General features: G+C 57.8%; 16 protein-coding genes, 3 pseudogenes and 1 other annotated feature. Of the genes and pseudogenes, 4 read left to right on the forward strand and 15 right to left on the reverse strand.

Annotated features, from left to right (window positions below; all coding sequences use genetic code 11):
• The first annotated feature begins 520 nt into the window (after positions 1-520).
• On the forward strand, positions 521-1762 hold the full coding sequence (fabF, locus tag QZM72_RS23965; protein ID WP_301739406.1) for a beta-ketoacyl-ACP synthase II: 1242 nt from the start codon (positions 521-523) through the stop codon (positions 1760-1762).
• An 85-nt stretch (positions 1763-1847) separates the two neighbouring features.
• Here the strand turns inward: fabF and QZM72_RS23970 are convergent, their stop codons facing one another.
• The 5 genes and pseudogenes from QZM72_RS23970 to tnpB form a co-directional block, all read right to left on the reverse strand.
• The gene (locus QZM72_RS23970; RefSeq protein WP_301739407.1) at positions 1848-2360 is read right to left on the reverse strand and encodes a 3-hydroxyacyl-ACP dehydratase FabZ family protein; all 513 of its coding nucleotides are present in this window, start codon (positions 2358-2360) and stop codon (positions 1848-1850) included.
• Between the two features lie 49 nt (positions 2361-2409).
• Positions 2410-3135: a LuxR family transcriptional regulator gene (locus tag QZM72_RS23975; RefSeq protein ID WP_301739408.1), complete on the reverse strand. Its 726-nt coding sequence runs from the start codon at positions 3133-3135 to the stop codon at positions 2410-2412.
• Positions 3136-3773: 638 nt separating this feature from the next.
• Positions 3774-4370 (reverse strand): plasmid pRiA4b ORF-3 family protein, encoded by a 597-nt coding sequence (locus tag QZM72_RS23980; protein WP_301739409.1) that lies wholly within the window; start codon positions 4368-4370, stop codon positions 3774-3776.
• A gap of 11 nt (positions 4371-4381) precedes the next feature.
• Positions 4382-5924, reverse strand: a pseudogene (locus QZM72_RS23985) (IS66 family transposase).
• A gap of 51 nt (positions 5925-5975) precedes the next feature.
• Positions 5976-6434, reverse strand: a complete 459-nt coding sequence (gene tnpB, locus QZM72_RS35695; RefSeq protein ID WP_367620040.1) for an IS66 family insertion sequence element accessory protein TnpB — start codon at positions 6432-6434, stop codon at positions 5976-5978.
• Between the two features lie 654 nt (positions 6435-7088).
• Here tnpB and QZM72_RS23995 point away from each other — a divergent pair.
• Positions 7089-7445: a hypothetical protein gene (locus QZM72_RS23995; RefSeq protein ID WP_301739410.1), complete on the forward strand. Its 357-nt coding sequence runs from the start codon at positions 7089-7091 to the stop codon at positions 7443-7445.
• A 117-nt stretch (positions 7446-7562) separates the two neighbouring features.
• Positions 7563-8207 (forward strand): annotated as a pseudogene (locus tag QZM72_RS24000) (DUF932 domain-containing protein); the annotation flags it as partial.
• A 46-nt stretch (positions 8208-8253) separates the two neighbouring features.
• Here the strand turns inward: QZM72_RS24000 and QZM72_RS24005 are convergent.
• From QZM72_RS24005 to QZM72_RS24020, 4 genes and pseudogenes are all read right to left on the reverse strand, one after another.
• Positions 8254-9373: pseudogene (locus tag QZM72_RS24005) on the reverse strand (IS3 family transposase).
• A 492-nt stretch (positions 9374-9865) separates the two neighbouring features.
• Positions 9866-10300 carry a hypothetical protein gene (locus QZM72_RS24010; protein ID WP_301739411.1) on the reverse strand — a complete coding sequence of 145 codons (435 nt, stop codon included), beginning with the start codon at positions 10298-10300 and terminating at the stop codon, positions 9866-9868.
• Positions 10301-10497: 197 nt separating this feature from the next.
• The gene (locus QZM72_RS24015) at positions 10498-10959 is read right to left on the reverse strand and encodes a hypothetical protein (RefSeq protein ID WP_301739412.1); all 462 of its coding nucleotides are present in this window, start codon (positions 10957-10959) and stop codon (positions 10498-10500) included.
• 12 nt (positions 10960-10971) lie between these two features.
• A complete protein-coding gene (locus QZM72_RS24020; RefSeq protein ID WP_301739413.1) occupies positions 10972-11418 on the reverse strand; it encodes a hypothetical protein in 447 nt (148 codons plus the stop codon).
• A 60-nt stretch (positions 11419-11478) separates the two neighbouring features.
• On the opposite strand from QZM72_RS24020, the gene QZM72_RS24025 reads away from it, so the two are divergent.
• A protein-coding gene (locus QZM72_RS24025) for an IS3 family transposase (protein ID WP_301739414.1) occupies positions 11479-12716 on the forward strand; the annotation gives its coding sequence in 2 pieces (ribosomal slippage) (positions 11479-11770 and positions 11770-12716; 1239 coding nt in all).
• Positions 11760-11876, forward strand: a sequence feature (AL1L pseudoknot). It overlaps the preceding gene by 117 nt.
• Positions 12717-13016: 300 nt before the next feature.
• Here QZM72_RS24025 and QZM72_RS24030 read toward each other — a convergent pair.
• From QZM72_RS24030 to QZM72_RS24055, 6 genes are all read right to left on the reverse strand, one after another.
• Positions 13017-13451 (reverse strand): hypothetical protein, encoded by a 435-nt coding sequence (locus tag QZM72_RS24030; protein WP_301739415.1) that lies wholly within the window; start codon positions 13449-13451, stop codon positions 13017-13019.
• 152 nt (positions 13452-13603) lie between these two features.
• Positions 13604-14611 (reverse strand): hypothetical protein, encoded by a 1008-nt coding sequence (locus tag QZM72_RS24035; RefSeq protein WP_301739416.1) that lies wholly within the window; start codon positions 14609-14611, stop codon positions 13604-13606.
• 11 nt (positions 14612-14622) lie between these two features.
• Complete coding sequence (locus QZM72_RS24040) at positions 14623-15654, reverse strand: hypothetical protein (RefSeq protein ID WP_155623544.1); 1032 nt, start codon at positions 15652-15654, stop codon at positions 14623-14625.
• Positions 15655-15669: 15 nt separating this feature from the next.
• Positions 15670-16467, reverse strand: a complete 798-nt coding sequence (locus QZM72_RS24045; protein WP_301739417.1) for an ankyrin repeat domain-containing protein — start codon at positions 16465-16467, stop codon at positions 15670-15672.
• A 110-nt stretch (positions 16468-16577) separates the two neighbouring features.
• Positions 16578-17768, reverse strand: coding sequence for a PAAR-like domain-containing protein (locus QZM72_RS24050; RefSeq protein WP_301739418.1), 1191 nt, complete (start codon positions 17766-17768; stop codon positions 16578-16580).
• Entirely contained in the window at positions 17753-19045 is a 1293-nt protein-coding gene (locus tag QZM72_RS24055) for a DUF2169 domain-containing protein (RefSeq protein ID WP_301739419.1), read from the reverse strand. Before QZM72_RS24055 ends, QZM72_RS24050 begins: the two co-directional genes overlap by 16 nt.
• Positions 19046-19054: the final 9 nt, after the last annotated feature.

The following is a 19054-nucleotide window of genomic DNA, read 5'->3' on the forward strand; positions in this document are numbered from 1 at the left end:
ACCGAGCGGCCTCATAGTTCACTCGGCTATCTGACGCCGGTGCAGTTCGCTCGGGCGCACGATGCAAAGCAGCAGTTTTTAACCTCGGACTCTAACTGCAGTTCGGACTAAAACCGGGGGCAGGTCACGTCAAACCGTCGATTAACAACATGCTTCCCCGATGCGGCAGAAGATCCTTTATATCCACATGTATTCCAATCGACTGACTTACCTTAACTTCCCGACTCTCTTTAATCCAATCATCAAGAGATTCCTTCAAAGCTTTTATTCCTTATTTTTTATTTCGCAAAACTCTAACACTCTACTCAATTTCTCCAACCTATAAAAAGTACCAGTACAAGGAGGCCGAACGATATGCCAGACTCACCCGACGGAATGGTGCGCGGGTGCCTTGCGGGTGCCTTGGAAGGGAGCTCGGCGGGATTGCCAACGCAACTGTGATCTGAATGTCGCGCGCATGGCGGCAATCAGCCGTTTTCGAGACCATGACGTTTTCAATGTGTTATCAAGAAGGAAAAAGATGAACAAGCGAAGAGTCGTTGTCACCGGTCTTGGTGCCATTTCCCCGGTCGGGATCGGCGTCGAGGAAAACTGGTCGAATATTGTTGCCGGCCGCAGTGGGATCGGCCGAGTCACTTTTTTCGATACGACGGATTTTCCGGCGCAGATCGCAGGCGAAATCAAGGGGTTCGACGCAACCCGCTTCATTTCGGAAAAAGAGGTCCGTCATATGGACCGATTCATTCAGCTCGGCGTCGTGGCCGGCATGGAGGCATTCGTCGACAGCGGTCTCAAGGTGACCGACGTGAACGCCCACCGGATGGGCGTTCACGTCGGCTCGGGAATCGGTGGCGTCCAAACCATCGTCGACACCGCCTTCACGATGAAGGACAAGGGGCCGCGCCGGGTGTCGCCGTTCTACGTGCCATCGTCCATCATCAATATGGTCGCGGGCCATCTCTCGATCCTGTACGGGCTCAAGGGGCCGAACCTCGCCATGGCGACAGCGTGCTCCACCGCGACGCATGCGATCGGCGACGCCGCCCGGCTGATCGAGTATAGCGATGCCGACGTGATGATCGCTGGCGCCGCAGAAGCGGCGATCACGGAGAGCAGCCTTGCGGGCTTTGGCCGCGCCAAGGCGCTATCGACGCGCAACGACAGCCCCGAGACGGCGAGCCGCCCATGGGACACCGAGCGCGACGGCTTCGTGCTAGGCGAAGGCGCGGGCATCGTCGTGCTCGAGGAACTGGAGCACGCGCGCCGGCGCGGCGCCCGGATTTACGCGGAACTGGCCGGATTCGGCCTAAGCGGGGACGCATTCCATATTACAAGCCCGTCGGAGAACGGAGAAGGCGCGGCCCGCTGCATGCTCAATGCCTTGCGCAATGCGGGCGTCACTGCAGACAGCGTGCAATACGTAAATGCGCACGGCACGTCGACGCCGCTTGGCGATCGTGCAGAAACCGCCGCGTTGAAGGCCGCCTTCGGTACGCACGCCAAAAGCCTCGCGATCAGCTCGACGAAATCGGTGACGGGACACCTGCTGGCCGCGGCGGGCGGCGTCGAGGCCGTCTACACAGCGCTAGCCATACATCACCAAATCGCGCCGCCCACCGCCAACCTCGTCCAACCTGACCCGGAATGCGACCTCGACTACGTGCCCATCACCGCCCGGCACATGCCGATCGACGTCGCGCTCTCCAATTCGTTTGGCTTCGGCGGCACGAACGGCGCGCTGGTGTTTCGCCGGCTCCGGTGATGCAGCAGCTTATGCCCGGCATAGCCAACGCAGCGTTGAAAAACTAAACGCGCAATGCCCTTCGCACCAGCCCGACCGCCGATTCCTAAGCAACGATTGGGCTGCGCGACACCATCGCGACATTCAATTCGACATTCAGGATCTTGATGCCGCCAGCGTCGCGCGCGACGGCCGTCGCCTCGTAGTACTTTCCGTCCATCACGGGCCGCACGTCGACGTCGAACCAGACCATTTCTCCTGGCCGCACCATGTGGTGCAAACGACATGTCTTGAGGCCCGCGAATACGGGCATCTGACCCGACGCTTCATCGCCGCCTTGCCTCGACACCGTGCCAAGCACCACGCCAACCGCTTGAGCCGCAGCCTCGATCAGGAACACACCCGGAACAATGGGAAGTCCGGGGAAATGACCTTGCAGATGCGGGTGGGCGACGTCCCAGCAAGCCTGCGCGTTCACATGCCATCCTTGCACAGTCGCCGTGTGCAGGAATAGTGCGTGATCGCGATGCTGCAAGAGCCATTCGATCGCAGCTCGGTCGCAAACGATCGCGCTCGCTTCGCCAGCGCACTGCGCCGGCGACAGTGTGTTGAATTCCATCGGAAATATTCCTTTATGCTCCCGCGCGGCAGCGCGCTTGAGCGGAGGTTCAAAGAGGTGCGACCAGGCCTTCGGAAATGGCGCGAATCACGGCTTGCGCGCGTGTTTGCACGCCAAACTTCTTGGTCAGGTTGTAGATATGGAAATTGATCGTCGCTTCCGAGCACGAAAGTATTCGCGACACCTCCCAGCTCGTCTTGCCTGCCGTTACCCATCTCAGGCATTCGAGTTCGCGCGGCGTCAGCGCAGTGGCAGGCCCGCCAGTGTCTTCGATACGGGAGACGTTGAAATACGATTCGCACGCGAAGTCGCGAAGCAATGATAATGAGGCGAGAATCCCGAGATCCTGACGAGCGGGATCATCCGATGCGAAGCAAAGTATGCCGGCCTGCCCCTGCGGCCCGTGCATCGGATAGCCGATACCCGATCGAAGTCCGTACCGGCGGCCCTCTTCATAGAATTCCCGCTGCCGATCGGAGGCAAACGTTGTTTCATCCCACAGTAGCGGATACACATGGCGGTGACAGTGCAATGCGATCGGATCGATTTCGGAATAACGCCCGTCATACATGCGACGCCATGCCGCCGAGAAATTGGTTTGAACAAAAGCCGACTGGCACGACACGGCCCTCGATGGCTTAATACCAAAATAGACGGAAGGAAACCCGTACTGACGAGCCAGCTTGAACATGGCTGCCGACCATTCGTTTACATTCTTGCATTCGAGCAATTTAAGCATCACATTCAAATCTTCAACCCCATTCACTGGAATCATGATATTACTTTAACGATCAACAAATGCACCAACAAATTCATCCAATGCAACCAATCAGAGATTTTCCACATTAATACATTAATTCACAGGAGTGACGAAATATTGCCAAATAGACATTCATATTCATGTGACTTCTCGTCTGAAACGATCACAAATTCGCTTTGTAGACGGAGTCGCCGATGAGCCGTACGAGAAGCTAAAGTGACCCCCTACAATCGAGTAGATTTGTGTTTTCATACAGCCTCAACGAAAAATTTACGCAAAAACCATGCCTACCTCGGCAATTAGGCTACCATCAATGTCGAATGAATGGAAACCCGTTAACTCTGACAGGTATTCATATAGCAATTTGCATATAAACACGATAGAGATCAAAAACTAACATCACCCCATTTCTCGATTGTCTACCTTTCATGACACGCACCAATGAAAACGCCATCACTTACTCCATGGCCCCCACGGCTTTCTCCAACTGAGCTGCCTCGGCACGAAACGCCCTCCTCTGCCGGGGCTCTTCTATGCGCTCCTGCGACACACATACCCAAATTCGATACGGTTTTTTGCCAACCAAGCTAACGCGGAAAAGCGTAAATCAATGCTATTTTTCTGTAAGCGTCAATCTGAGGCCGTCTTGACGATCAGACCTTGACCTCTGAGAGCCGCTGATTCGTGAGCACGAGATCGAAGGCGGCGGGATCGAAGCTGCCGCCACACCACTCGAGGAAGTGGTCGCGCTCCTCGTGCGTCGGATCGGTGATCGCTTCGAGGAAGTCGGCATATCCTGGAACTCCACCGACGTCTTCCGGTGGACACGCATTCTGCCAATCCAGGCACAGCGGCCGGCGCATGTCTAGATCAGGCGTCAGCGCCTTCTCGACCTTGATCCGATGCTGCCAGTTGTCACCGTAATCGTAGACGTAGGTGAATGACTTCAGCCCGCCCAGCACCTTCGCCAGCGTGACCCGTGCTTCATTGAGCATCGGTGGATCGCTCTGGAATCCAAAGTCATCAGGTTCATCATAGTTGGTTTCGCCGAAGACGAACTCGTGCAGGTGCCCGCCCTCCCAGCCCATGGCCAGTTGCAGCACGACATGCAGCTTGCCCAGCCGGATCGAGCCGGGAACGATGATTCGTCGCCAGATCGCCGGCTTGATGCACTTCAGCTCAACGCGCAGTACGTAATCGGGCACTGGCGCCTTGACCAGGCGCACGGCAGGTTTGCGGGGTTGGACCATCGGGTCGATTGTCAGGCGGCTTGCTGCTCGATGTGTGCAGCCGGCATCAGGCGCCACGGCAGCAACTCGTCGATGCGGTTGATGGGATGATCGGCGATGCGCTCAAACACCGTGCGCAGGTAGGCAAACGGCTCGATCCCGTTCAGGCGCGCCGTACCGATCAGGCTATAGATCACCGCCGCGCTTTGGCCACCGTCGTCGGAGCCTGCGAACAGATAATTGCGCCTGCTGAGAACCAGCGGCCTGATCGCGCGCTCCGCCGTATTGTTGTCCACCTCGATGCGCCCGTCTTCGCAATAGCGTATGAGTGCATGCCAGTGCCCCAGCGAGTATCTGATCGCCTTCGCCAGCCCCGACTTCGCCGATACCTGTGACAGCGTGTGTTCGAACCAGGCCTTCAGTTCAGCGAGCAATGGGGCCCAGCGCAGCTGACGCGCAGACAGGCGCACGTCCGGCGTCTGGCCGCGAACCTCGCGTCCAACGGCATACAGCGCCCCAATGCGGCGCAGTGCTTCCTCGGCAATTGGTGAGCTGTCCAGCTTGTACAGGTCGTAGAACTTGCGCCGCGCATGCGCCCAGCACTCGGCCTCGATGACCGTGCCGTCACGATACAGCGCGTCACACCCGCTGAAGACATCTGCCTGCAGGATTCCCGTGTAGCCCGCCAGATGTTCCCGAGGTCGTTCACCTTTGCGGTCGGGTGAGTACCTGTACCAGACGGCTGGTGGCGCGCGGCTCCCTGCCGGGCGGTCATCCCGCACATAGGTCCACAGGCGCGCCGTGCGTGTCTTGCCACGCCCCGGCTTCAGCACCGGCACGGGCGTGTCGTCGGTATGGATCTTGTCTGCGGCGCGCGCGTAACCACCAAGTGCGTCTGACAGGGGTTGCAGCAGCGCAGCCGCCTCACGCACCCACGAAGCTAGTGTTGCCCGGTCCAGTTCGATGCCCGCGCGGCGATAGATGCCGGCCTGCCTGTATAGCGGCATATGGTCAGCGTACTTCGCGACGACGACCTGTGCGAGCAGCCCCGCACCCGCCATCGAGCGTGCTATCGGCCGCGAAGGTGCCGGCTTCTGTACTACTGCGGCACAGCGCGGGCAGCTCAGATTCGGACGTACGTGGCGCAGTACCTTGAAGTAGCCGGGCACATAGTCGAGCACCTCCGAGACGTCTTCGCCGAGCGCCCGCATCTGTTTGCCGCATTCCGGGCATCCGCAGTTTGACGGCGCATGCACAACCGTTTCGCGAGGAAGATGTGCAGGGAAGTGCCGTGACTTGCGGCGCAGTGGAACAAGGTTCGTAGTGGCCGGCGTATCCACAGTCGCGTCGGCATCAGGTGCCTTCGCCAGTGCGGCCATATCGTTCATGAAGGGGCAGCTCACCGAGGGCGAGCTGCAGCTGGTCCATCAGTTCTGTCATGCGCTCAGATGAGCGGCCATACTGCCATCGCTTCAGTCGCGAGATCTCGGCCAGCAACTGCGCGATGGTCTCGTCGCGCGAGGCAACGATGCGCTTGAGAGCGGCAATGTCATCGGGCAGATGGCTGGCTGGCATGCATGCCAGTGTAAATGAAGGCCACGCGCTTGTGGGCTCCCGCACCCTGCCTTATGCCGCGTGCGTCGGCTGCCACGTCCGCTCGGGATGCCGCCAGTCAATCCCTTCGAGCAGCATCGACAGTTGGGCGGCTGACAGATGGACTGTTCCCGAGTCCGCCTGCGGCCACACGAAGCGTCCACGCTCGAGTCGTTTCGCGTACAGGTTCATGCCGGCGGCGAGTGAGCCCCCCTTCCAAAAACGCGGAAACTCCTTGTACAGCAGTGCAAGCGGAAACCTGCGCATGCCGTCCAAAAAATCCGCGTCGCCAGTCTTATGCCCTTCCTGCATGACGCGCTTCCACGCGTTGATCGCACCGGTAGCCCGGTAGCGAACTGGAGGCGGAAGACGCTCGTAGAGCGGATCGTCGGCCTCGATCGTTCTTTGGATTGCCCCTTGCAACAGCGCGGCGACAATCGCGCGGGGATCAAAGTAGGTGTAGCGGTTGGCAGGTTTCACTTCGAGCTTCATCCGAATTCCCAAACACGGCAAGCCATTCGTCAGACGTCGTCCTGAACCTGCATGTTAGGCCGAGTCTGCAATGCGGGGTAACGCTGCCCCCGGCATACGACCTTACGCGATGCCCGTGGCGATCGAGGCAATGCATCGGCCGATGCACTCAAAAATCTTTCAGTCACATATCACCTTCCCGAGCACGGCCAGCTACGGCCGCTCCGTCGGCGCATTCCCGCGTCGGAGCACTTCGCTCGGAGGTTTCATGTCTTCCCCCTATGTCCTTGCCGCCGTGATAGCGGTGTTTCTCTCATTGGGTATCGCGATCGCCTACTTCGTCTGGCACCGGAGATCCGGTGGCACGCCCCCCAGTGCCCCACCGGCTGGCGCGGCGACGCCGGCCCTGGCCGCGCCGCCGGCACGCTATCCGTTCGATGACGAATGGGAAGCCTACGCGCCCTATCCCGATCATGCGCTGCACGCGATCCGCCCGGAGGAGACCGCGTCTCGGCATGCGTCGTCGTTCGACACACGTGCTCGCTCGCGCGGGCCGTTCGAGTTCGATGACGTCGAGCCGTTCGACCTGGACGACTCTCCGCCTTTCGCCGCCCCGACCGGCATGCGCCGCGCGATCGCGACGGCTTTTCGTTCGCACCGGACTCCGCACTCGATTTGCATACGTCGGCGTCGGACGAGATTGCGCCGCGCTGCCCACACTGCCGTTCACCGCGCGTCGAAACGCTCAACCTCGCGCGCAAGACGGGCGGCACGATCGGCAGCGTCGCCGGCGCTACGGGCGGTATGGCGATGGCGCTGTCCGGCGCGGAAGCCGGAGCGGCCGTCGGCGCGATCGGTGGCCCCCTCGGCTCAGTGTTCGGTGGACTGGCCGGTGCGGTAATCGCCGGTCTGGTCGGCAGTGCCGCCGGGTGTGCGGCCGGCTCTGCCGTCGGGTCCGCCATTGATGACGCCGTTCTCGAGAACTACCGGTGCCGATCATGCGGACACGCCTTCGGCACACAACACGTCTGATCGTCGCACTCGTCGCTTTCGTCGCAACGCTGCGCGTCATCCGCTCGTCACTCGTTCAATCCGATCTGCCCGGCATGTGCCGGGCGTTATGCCTTCTTTATCGAACAGGAGTCTTCCATGCATCTCGTCCAAACCATGGCCTACATCGGTGTCGAACCCTGGCACGGTCTTGGCAATAAGCTCGCCCCCAAACAACCGCTCGAAGTCTGGGCTCGCGCCGCCGGCATGGACTGGCGCATCGAAGAAGCCGAAGTACGCTTCGTCGCCGCCGGCGACCGCAGCCTCGGCTCAATTCACGCGTTTCCCGAACAGAAAGTGCTGTACCGGTCGGACAACAAGGCGCCGTTGTCCGTCGTCTCCGCGCGCTATCAGGTCGTGCAACCCGAAGAGATCCTGGAGTTTTATCGCGATCTGACCGAGATCGGAGGATTCCAGCTCGAGACGGCCGGTGTGCTCAAGGAAGGCCGCAAGCTCTGGGCGCTCGCACGCACGGGGCAGTCCGGCAATCTCAAAAGCAAGGATAAGGTCAACGGTTACCTTCTGCTCGCGACGGCCTGCGACGGCACGCTCGCGACGACGGCGCAATTCACGTCGGTCCGTGTCGTCTGCAACAATACTTTGCAAATCGCTTTAGGTAACAGCGCCGGCGCAATCAAGGTTTCACACCGATCGCAATTCGACGCTGCTGCCGTCAAACGCCAGCTCGGCATCGCCGTCTCCACGTGGGACGCGTTCATGGTCCGTGCCAAGGCGTTGTCCGAATGACCTGCCCCTTCAATAGGGCCAACGGACTCCTAGCAAAGTCCCTTTAAACCAGCTCCTGGAAAGCGGCAGGAGCATCCGCTGTTGCCCGGTGTTTCGCAGCAAACTCTGCTGGCGGCAGGTAGTTCAGCGCGCTATGCGGCCGTTCCTCGTTGTAGTCCTGACGCCACGTCGCTATGAGCGCCCGAGCATGCGCGAGACTTGTGAACCAGTGCTCGTTGAGGTATTCATCGCGGAACTTGCCGTTGAACGACTCGATATACGCGTTCTGCGTTGGCTTGCCTGGCTGAATCAATTTCAACGTCACGCCATTGGCGTAGGCCCATTGGTCGAGCGCACGGCTAGTAAATTCCAGTCCCTGATCCGTTCGCACGGCCTTGGGATAGCCCTGCAAACGCGCTGCTCGGTCCAGCGCTCGAGCCACATACAGGCCAGAAATGCCATGATCAACGACGATATCGATCGACTCCTTCGTGAAGTCATCGACGATGGTCAAGCACTTCAAGCGGCGGCCATTGGAGAGCGCATCCATGACGAAATCGATTGACCAGACCTCGTTCGGCGCGCTCGGCAAACTCAGTTGCTCGCGTTCAATCATCACCCCGTGGCGTCGGCGGCGGCGTCGCACCGCCAGTCCCGCCTCACGCTAGAGGCGATACACCCGCTTATGGTTCGCGTGAATGCCTTCGCGCTCCACCAGCGCATGCAGTCGGCGGTAGCCGAACCGACGGCGTTCATGGGCCAGTTCGACCAAGCGCGCCGTCAACGCTTCATTCTCGGCATCTGGCTTCGCGTCGTAATGCAGCACACTGCGAGAAAGCCCGACAAGCCGGCAGGCGCGGCGTTCGGAGATATTGACCTTCTCCCGAATCGCCACCACTGCTTCGCGTTTGGCTTGTGGGCTCAGGGCTTTCCCTTCACGAATACCTTGAAGGCTTCCATGTCGAGCATCGCTTCAGCCAGCAGTTTCTTGAGCCGCGCGTTCTCGCTCTCCAGGTCCTTGAGTCGACGGGCTTCCGATATCTCCATGCCGCCGAACTTCTCACGCCAGGTATAGAACGACGCGTCACTAAACCCGTGTTTCTGCACAGCTCCTTGACCGGCAGGCCGGCCGCGGCTTCCTTCAGAAAGCCGATGATTTGCTCTTCCGTAAAGCGCTTCTTCATGCTCGTCTTCTCCGAAAATGAACTTTACTAGGTTTCGGTTGGCCCTGTTTGTTGGGGGGCAGGTCAATCCGACCGCCGACCAATCTATGCGGATTGCATGTCGCCCGCATCGAAATGACGAGCAGGAGAAGTTCGCGGTCGAGAAATTGGGGTGAAGCAAACGGCTCGCGCATGACGGCGGCACGCTATGCGAAACTGACGCGCAAGCGCGGTATGCCGCAAAGCCGTGACGAGACCGAGCCCGGCTCTCTACCGGCATCAATACTTGCCAAGGTGGCGGCCTGATTTCTCCTCACCCGAGCTCGTCGAGCCGGAACCGTTCTCTCCTGATCTCATATGCCTCGCAATCAAGCCGAGGTTAGGGAAGCAACTCCAGAGCTGCACTCCATCCCTGAATCGTTTCATCGAACTTCGACGCATCACACAAGACATTGCCCTGCTCCGAGAGAGCATCTAACTCATCTTGGATTTTCTTGGGAAGTCTGACCATCTTTATTCTCTTCCTGTCGATACACGCTTCGCGAATTCGAGACACTTCTTATCCTCACCGGAAAATGGCCTATTTCCAAATTGCTCATACAGCGGCACAAAGAACTCCGCAGATTTATCTAGATCACTGGCTTCGAAATACACCGTTCCGCTGAGAAATCCGATTATCAGATCCGGGCCGGTTCCGAAACCGTACGCCCTCCTCACTTCCGCCAACCAGTGAACAGCCTTATCAAACTGCTCAGTATCTCGATAAAAAACGACGAATCCGCATGCCATCGACTGCGCGAGGTCGTATTGCTCTCTAGGCTCGGGCAAAATCTCCCACGCTTTTATGAAACTTACCTCAGCGTCAGCAATTTCACCCTTCTTCCATGCCTCCCGACCAGCGGCGCCGTAAGCGTATATGTCTTTGATCAAGTTTTCCGAGAGTTCCATGACCCCAACCTTACGAAACGACGCACAACCTCAATGTCACCGGGGACGAGAATTCTCGAATAGCCTCATGTGACGGACTGCATCAATCCAATAGGTCGAACTCTTCATCGACGTTAGGCTTTTACGTCTCAATTGATAAGCCACAGAGCCCAATATACCACCGCGACCTATGCTGGTGGAGTGCCGAGATGTCCCACTCACTCCTCCTCTAAGCCACTCAAATCCACTGGCTTAGGATTTACCTGCGCATCCACGGCCCGGCGCAAGGTTCCCTGCTTTCTACGAAGCGCGTACGCTCGCATCACCGATAGCGGTGCAAATTCGAGCCCATCTATTGGTACATGCCCGACTATGACAGGAGTATTGAAATTTATACTCTTCTCATCATCAAGTGGCAGAGTCCATTTCCCACCGTAGTTTTCCCTAACAATTTCACCAAGAAATCGAGCGAAAGTAATAACAAGCCTCGACACATAATCCTTGTCCTTCCCATCAGACAGGAGATCAAATAACTTCTCCAACTTCGACAAGTCGTCCAGCGCAACGTCCAATTCAATACCATGCTCCTCCGCCTTCCCAGACAACCAATCCAACTGGTCATCCATGTCAATCAGGAAATTATCAAACTCTTCTTCAGCCGATTTTCTATCGAAAGCCATTTCATACTTCCCTTAAGGAATTTTAGGACCAATATGCGCATCTACATCCGCCTTACCTAAAGCATCGAGATATGGCTTTGACGCACCTTGCTCAAGAATGTGCTCGACCTGCCACCCTTGCTTGACCAGCTCCCCATCCTTCTGAATTGCCAAGATGTTTTCCTTCGTCAAGCTTACCGGTCCTGTTTTGAGTTGCCCGACATACATTTCGTCTGCCTTCAGAATATCAATCTGACGATTGGTAAGAGGCGTCTTAAGTGTGCCTTCAGAGGCATTCATGGCATCACGATATGCAGATTCACGCGCAGCGCCAAATTCGTAGTTGCGCATATTCATGTCATATTGCTTGCTCCAGGCCTCGTAGTCTTTCTTCCCACCTCGTGCTTTATATCTTTCCCACCTTGATGCCTTATGTTCGGGCGTGCCGGGCTTTAGCTTCTCCTTGACAGGCTTGAGCACTTTAGCACCATGAACCGCACCGAGTTTTGTGGAGGCTCCAACTCTTGAGAGAATGGAGCCATGAACAAGAAGCCAAGCAAGTTTTCCCCGGAAGTCCGAGAGCGTGCAGTGCGCCTGGTACGCGAGCAGCGTAGCGAGCACCCGTTGATGTGGGCGGCAGTCGAATCGATTGCGCCGATGATCGGCTGCACGCCGCAGACGCTATTGGATTGGGTTAAGCGCGACGGGGTCGACCGTGGAGAGCGCGATGGCGTAAGTACGGCCGAGCGTGAACGCATCAAAGCCTTGGAGCGCGAGGTCAAGGAACTGCGCCGGACCAACGAGATTCTCAAACTGGCGAGCGCATTTTTCGCCCAGGCGGAGCTCGACCGCCGTTTCAAGTCCTGAAGGCCTTCATTGATCAGCATCGCGACACCTTCGGGGTCGAGCCGATCTGCAAGGTCTTGCGGATTGCCCCGTCGGGCTACCGACGCCATGCAGCACAACTTCGCGATCCGTCGAAACGCTGCGCCCGCGCGAAACGCGATGAGCTTTTGCAACTGGAGATCAAGCGTGTCTGGCAGGCCAACATGCAGGTCTACGGCGTGCCGAAGGTCTGCAAGCAGATGAACCGGGAAGGCATTGCGGTGGCACGCTGCACGGTCGGACGGTTGATGAAGCTGCAGGGCTTGCGTGGCGCAGTTCGCGGTAAGCGTGTTCGCACGACGACTCCCGATGTGAGCGCGCCGCGCCCGCTGGACCGAGTCAATCGGCAGTTCAAGGCTGACCGACCGAATCAGCTCTGGGTGTCGGATTTTACGTATGTCTCGACATGGCAAGGCTGGCTGTACGTGGCATTCGTGATCGACGTGTTCGCCCGCCGTATTGTTGGCTGGCGCGTCAGCTCGTCGATGACCACGGACTTTGTTCTGGATGCACTTGAACAAGCGCTGTACGCCCGCCAACCGGGCGAGGACGGGACTTTGATACACCACTCCGATAGAGGGGCCCAATACGTCAGCATTCGCTACAGCGAACGGCTGGCTGAGGCCGGCATCGAGCCGTCGGTCGGCAGCCGGGGCGACAGCTACGACAATGCGCTAGCCGAAACGATCAACGGCCTGTACAAGACGGAACTGATTCATCGGCGCGCCCCTTGGAAAACGAGGGAATCCGTCGAACTGGCTACGCTGGAATGGGTCGCCTGGTACAACCACCATCGGCTGATGGAACCGCTCGGCTATATCCCGCCTGCTGAAGCTGAGGCAAACTACTACAGGCAACTCAGAAATGCCGCTGACGTGTCCGCATTAACTTAAACAAACCAGCCTCCACGATTCCCGGTGCGGTTCAATTCTCTTGTCCGCCCGGGGCCATTGAGCGCATCAAAGAAGCTCTGTCGCGATGCCTCAAACTCTTCGAGCTGATATTACGCATCACCAATCGATGCGGAGAGCCACGTGTACGCTTTCCAATCAATCCGAGGTTCGAGAAGCAACTCGTGAGCTGCACCCCATCGCTGAATCGCTTCATCGAACTTCGATGCATCACACAAGACATTACCTGCTCCGAGAGAGCATCTAACTCATCTTGGATTTTCTTGGGAAGCTTGGTCATCTTTATTTGTTTCCCTTGAATGCACGCTTCGCGAATTCAAGATACTTCTTATCCTCACCGGTAAACGGTCTACTTCCAAAGTGTTCATACAGCGGCACAAAAAATTCCGCGGATTTATCCAGCTCACCGGCTTCGAAATACACTGTTCCGCTGAGGAATCCGATTGTCAGATCCGGGCCGGCTCCAGAACCGTATGCCTTCTTCACTTCTTCCAACCAGTGAACAGCCTTATCAAACTGTTTAGTATCGCGATAAAAAACCACGAATCCGCGTGCCATCGATTGCGCGAGATCATATTGTTCTCTAGGCTCCGGCAAAACCTCCCACGCTCTTATGAAACGTGCCTCAGCGTCAGCAATTTCCCCCTTCCTCCACGCCTCCCGACCAGCGGCGCCGTAAGCGTATATGTCTTTGATCAGATCTTCCGAGAGCTTCATGACTTCAACCTTACGCAACGACGCACAATCTCGATGTCACAGACAAGAACCCTCGAATGACCTCCCGTCATAGATCGCATTAATTCAATATACGTCCATGATCAATTCTTCCGAGAGCCCCTAGGTCGACGATACTCAAACCTGCCCAGACTTCAGGGACCATTGTGAGGATTTTCGAATACTTCCCACTGTGCCCCGTCGTATCGGGCCAGCCTTCGAGACGCTAACACCCATAAAACACCGTCCTTCGCCTCCACGGTCGAAACGCCGTCCAAGGAAAACTTGTCGCTAACCATCAACCTTTGTGGTCCATTTTCATCGAACTCATAGATGCCGTCGCCGGCACCGATGAAGAGCCGATCGTTAAGCCACGCCAACGAATAAAAGTCCGTACTGAGGCTCTTCCGGGCCACCGCACTAAAACCGGTCTGAAAGTTGCCTTTTAGCAAAGTCCCTTTGCTTCCGGCCACCCAAACGCTATCGGCCGAGACTGGCATGACACAATTGAGATGAGCTGCTGTTGCTTTTGGCAATTTTGTCCAGCTCGTGCCGTCAAAAAATGCCATGTATCCATCATTACCGACGACATAGATAGATTTCTCATCGAGACCGTTGATATCGATGAGACCGATCGTTTCGTCGGCGGATTTGGTCAATGCCGCAAGTAACTCGCTCGGATCTTCAATGCTACCAATGTCAACTTTCTTCTGGAGAAGCTGGGCATCAACATGTGCCCAGCCCGCTGAGTCGCGCTTATAGACTTGGCCACCATATCCACAAACATAAAGGTGACCATCAATTTCTCGAATACGCGTAACGTATCCGTAGTTGGGTGACACCGGTTCTAGGCCAGCATCCGCGATTTTCTCGATTACCGAACCATCCCGACTGTAACTTTCGACGTCCCCCTGCTCACTCAGTGCATAGATCTTGCGAACACTATTGGGAGCGGGATTTGGGTAGCAGGTTGACACGACACGCCACGCAGGAAGGTCATGGTAGAACCATTTGTCGGCCGTTTGATGTTGATAAAACACCATCCGCGAAACAGGAGTGTCTTCCGTAGCCTCCAACTCGTCCAAAGTGCTGGACAGATAGAACATGTCTCGATTAATCGCGCAACCAGTGCCGAATGTCAGCTTCGTTTTTTGCTTCGCCATAAAAATCTTCCTCAGAAGTCGCCTGCCCCAGTCTTCATCTGCTCGGCAAAATCCTTCAATTCCATACCCTTAGTTAAGCCCCCCGTCGGATCGGCACGGACCTTGAAGTCCGGCCCCATGCCCTTCGATTGATGGTACGCCCGAAGCTCAGCCATAATTAAAGCTGGATTACATTTTGTTACCGCTGCGACCGATGCTGCTCCTGCCGCCTCTAGTTTCCAGAGTTCAGTCGTACCCGGCGGATTGCCCTTCAAGCCCAATGCCAACTCCGCTGCATCGTACAATGCGTGCGCCTTACCATGCTCGGTTGTCGGTGTACGATCCTTGCCCTCTAAACAGATCACCAAACCATCGCCTTCTGAAATGCCTCCAGGAATCTGACGACGCTCAGATCCTCTGCGCGCCCCCGGTAAGCGAAAAGCTCGGTCTGCCACGACATGATGTCCGGTCTTTCCTTCCGCTTTGCAGGTATCTGGCTGGTAGGGACGAAGATTGCAGCGACCCTTACCCTTGACCTTGCCGCCGTCTTTTCCGCCATTCGAAGCGGCTTCCTTCTCCGCCTTCTCCGCGGCTTCCTTCTCGGCCTTTTTAGCGGCTTGCTCTGCGGCCTGTTTAGCTTCCTGCTCTGCCAATTGCTTGGCCTCTTTCTCGGCGAGTACTTTCGCTTCTTGCTTCGCTAGTTGCTCCGCAGCTTCCTTGGCCCCCAGCTTTGCTACGCCCTTTGCCCCGTACTTGACAGCTTTTCCGGCCGTACCTAAGCCGGGCACAAGGTCCGCAATGACTGAGCCACCGGAAATAGCCGCCTCCGCAGTGTTGCCTTCGGCCGCGTAAATCAAACCGTTCGCACCGTCGAATATGGCGCCAACTTCCGGGATGGCCCCAAGGACATCCAGTCCGGTGTGAACGTATCCCACTGCCTGACTGAACCATCCCGCTTCCGCCGCTGTTTCAGCCACGACAGGTGGATTGGCCGCCGACGCCGCAACACGCGACATGGCCGTTTGTCCGTAGAGCCTACCGACGGTGTTCCCTTGATCGCTCACGATATGCCCCGCGCCTTATTTTCGGCTCATCTGTTCTCGAACCTTCGCCGGCGGGTCGGGCGGAAACTTCGCCCCCTTCGCAATCATCAGCGCGCGCAGACGCTCGAATTTTTCCAAGCGCTCCTTGCCCTCGGGCGACAACCCTGGTGCGGGAGGCGTCTGTGCCGTTCTGACCGGTTGCCCATCCTTATCCAACGAGATGTCGGTGACCGTGGCCTGCTTGGCCTCTGGTTGCAGTGCGTCGATGTCTTTCTGCACGGAGTAGGCCACGCTCACGCCGTTCGTCGTATGGGCGTTGACATCGGCACCATGCTCAACGAGAAAAATCGCAATGTCCGGCTTGGCGACGTCGAGCGCGGAATCCAGTGCGGTCCCGCCAATGCTGTCGCGATGATTGATGTTTGCGTGATGTTCGACTAGCAGTTTTACTCGTTCCATCGCGCCGTTGCCTTCCATCGCCCGCTGCAACAGACTCGTGCCATCGCTATCGACCGTATCCGGCGACAAGCCCCCATCGAGCATGGCCTTCAGGTAGCGAGTGTCTTCATTGGTGATCGCGAAGTACATCGCGCTGCCCAGCCCCTCCACAATTTGAGCGTCCGGCTTTGAGCCATGCGCGATCAGTTCGCTGATCGCGGGGAAATTCTTGGTCGAGATGGCAAACCAAAGCAACGTCATCTCTTGTCGCCCAGGCTTGTTCACGTCGATCCCGGACAACGCCGATTTCAGTTGAGCAACGTCGCCATCGCTGATCGCCTTGGCAGCAGACAGATAGCTGCCGTCAAAATACTTGCTGGGTGAGTTCGCGCTCATATTGCATCCACTTACGATGATTGTTAGTGCAGAGACAGCGGCCAGAGCCATCCGCCGCCACCGCGCGGGGTGCCTCACGCTTCGGGCCGGCGAAGTTGTCGTCTTGGTCCTCAAGGACGCGTCTCCTGAACGATCGTCGCCTGATCGGCTGTTTTTTGTGCTTCGATGCCATCGATGACCTGATTCATGCCATGGCGTGCGACCGCACCACCCGTTCCCGGAAGGATGTGCGGTGTGCCTACAGCTGTAGGCATCATGCCGTGACTGCCTTCCTGAACCTTCGTCAGGATCTCCCCTTCCACGCGGTACGCCTGAATATCGGATGCCACCGGTGTCCCGCCATAGCGCGCTACCGTCGCCGGATTGAGGCCAGCTGCGTTGAACGTGGTCGCAGCCAAGCCACTTGCGCGCGATGCGGCAGAACCCATGCCGCCGCCGAGCGAATGCCCCACAATATCCACATCGGTTCCACTCTTCTCAAGCGCTCGCCCGATCTTGACTGCACGATCGTAATAGGCCGAGTTCTTATTGGCCCCTTGAGCGATGTTATTGGCCCAGTCGGACCACTTGTACTTGTCTGTTCCCTGAAAAACCACCTGCGTCTTGAGATCGTTTCCGAAAACTGCAGGATCGGGCTCGTAGACCTGCGCACGAAAGTTTGTCCCCGGTATCGAAAAATCGTTGGGCTTCAACTTGAACTGAGCCAGTTTCGCAGGGTCGCTGCTGACGTTCGTCCATCCCTCTGGCGCCGCCTGCTCCGGGTGGTAAACGTTCTCAGCCAAGCGCGCCTTTTCGACGGCCGTATTGTTTTGCTCGAAGCGATTTGCCGCCGCTTCGAGTTTGCTCCGCTCCGGTCCCGGCGGCATCGAAGCAGCTTTCTCCCGTGCCTCGGCAATCTGGGCCTTCCGACCACGCCAACGGGCAGCCTTTGCTTCCTTCCCGACGTAATTGCCGTTCATCCAGAACTGATCGCTGTGACGCACGACCATCTTGCTCTCGACCCGGACGGTCTTGCTATGGTCGATAGGCCAGCACTTGGCGCCAACGGTTCCGCTTTCGACTCCATGTGCCACACCGGCCTGATCGCCGATCGTATCCGGCGCGAAACTCGAATCGAACCGCACGATCGGATTGCCGTTCGCAAAGACCGTCTTCGACGTCATCTGACTCTCGCCGAGGCTCGCCGTGACAGGATAAGGTACGGGCGGCGTGCTACTCCCCATGGGGGTTTTGCATACGTCCGGCATCATCGACACGATGGTCCACTGGCCATCCTTGCGAGCCATTACGTTGTCTGCCACGCGTCCTCCGGTTCGCTGGTTGTTTTCGGGACAGCCATTCGCAGCAGAGGCGCATGCCGATCCAGTTCGAAACGCGCCTCGCACACGCGCACCGCCGGCTGCAACGGAAAAACCGCCCGCCATGTAGCCGATACGCGCATTTCTTCCGTATCGATCAAAAGTGTGTCGAGCTTCATCTCGAGTGGCACGATTTCCCCGCTCTTGAAGCGAAGCGCCACAAGGGCGCGATGCCCCGGAAGCCTCGCACGCAAAAAGCCTGCATGCGTGTGCTCCGGCAGCGCGAGATTGGCAAGCTCGAAGGCGAGTCCCGGCGTAGGCCATTCGATCTGCTGATCTGCCGGCGCACCATTCCAATAGTGGAAGTCATGATCCACTGGATGGTACGGCCATCGTGTCTTATGCCAGGTCTCGTCGTAAGTCCCGGCAAACTGCAAACGGGGTGTCCAGGCGCGACCGACAACACCCAATCCGACAGGCGTCGTCGCATAGCGGGCTACGACCTCTTTCATCTGCTTGGCATCCAGCCCCGAAGCGGAGTGCTCGGCAACGTCGAGACTGGTTATCGGAATGTCCCATGCTTCTATCTGCGGCGCCAGAATTTCGGCAATCTTCGGCAACGGTCCTGGAATCGATGATGCACACAACGAAGCGACGACCGACTTATGGGTCGCCCGATCGAGGAAGCGCTTCTCGACCCAACCACGGCCCAGCGGGTTGGTGAAGCAGACTTCGTTCAATTCAAGATCCGCGCTCGTCCCCTTTGCGCTCTGCGCAAGGGCGACGCGGCTCGTGCCGCCGTATGCCTGCTCCCAGCGCACCGGAACAGCTCGTGTCGGTTCAGGTTCACCGAGCTTCCACCCGCGCCAGCCCTTCGTAAATGAGCGCGGTCCCGTGACGCGCAGTCCTTTGTCGATGACCATCGTCCCGGCGTCGAATACGCGTACGCGAGCGGGCCACGATGCCGCAGGCGTGCCATGCGGGGCGTGTGCTGTCGCTCGAACCAGGACATCACACTTCGGTTTGAACGGCGCGAGATCGCTTTCCCATTTCACGCTGCTCTTACCCGTTTCGCCTTCGTATTCGTCTGCCATCGCCAACGGGACGGCATTGTCCCCGCTCAGCAGCACGCACTGATGCGTATCGCCATCGGTGTCGAGCGACTGCGTCGGCTCAAGCCGATATGCTGCCTTGAGCGCCACCACGTGGATTTCGTTGCCCGGCACGTCGACGGCATTGAACGCCATCGCATGCAAGGGCGTGAGGTTACGGAACTCCATCGTCGTAGC

It is taken from the genome of Burkholderia sp. AU45388 (assembly GCF_030481585.1).
GTDB lineage: Bacteria > Pseudomonadota > Gammaproteobacteria > Burkholderiales > Burkholderiaceae > Burkholderia > Burkholderia sola.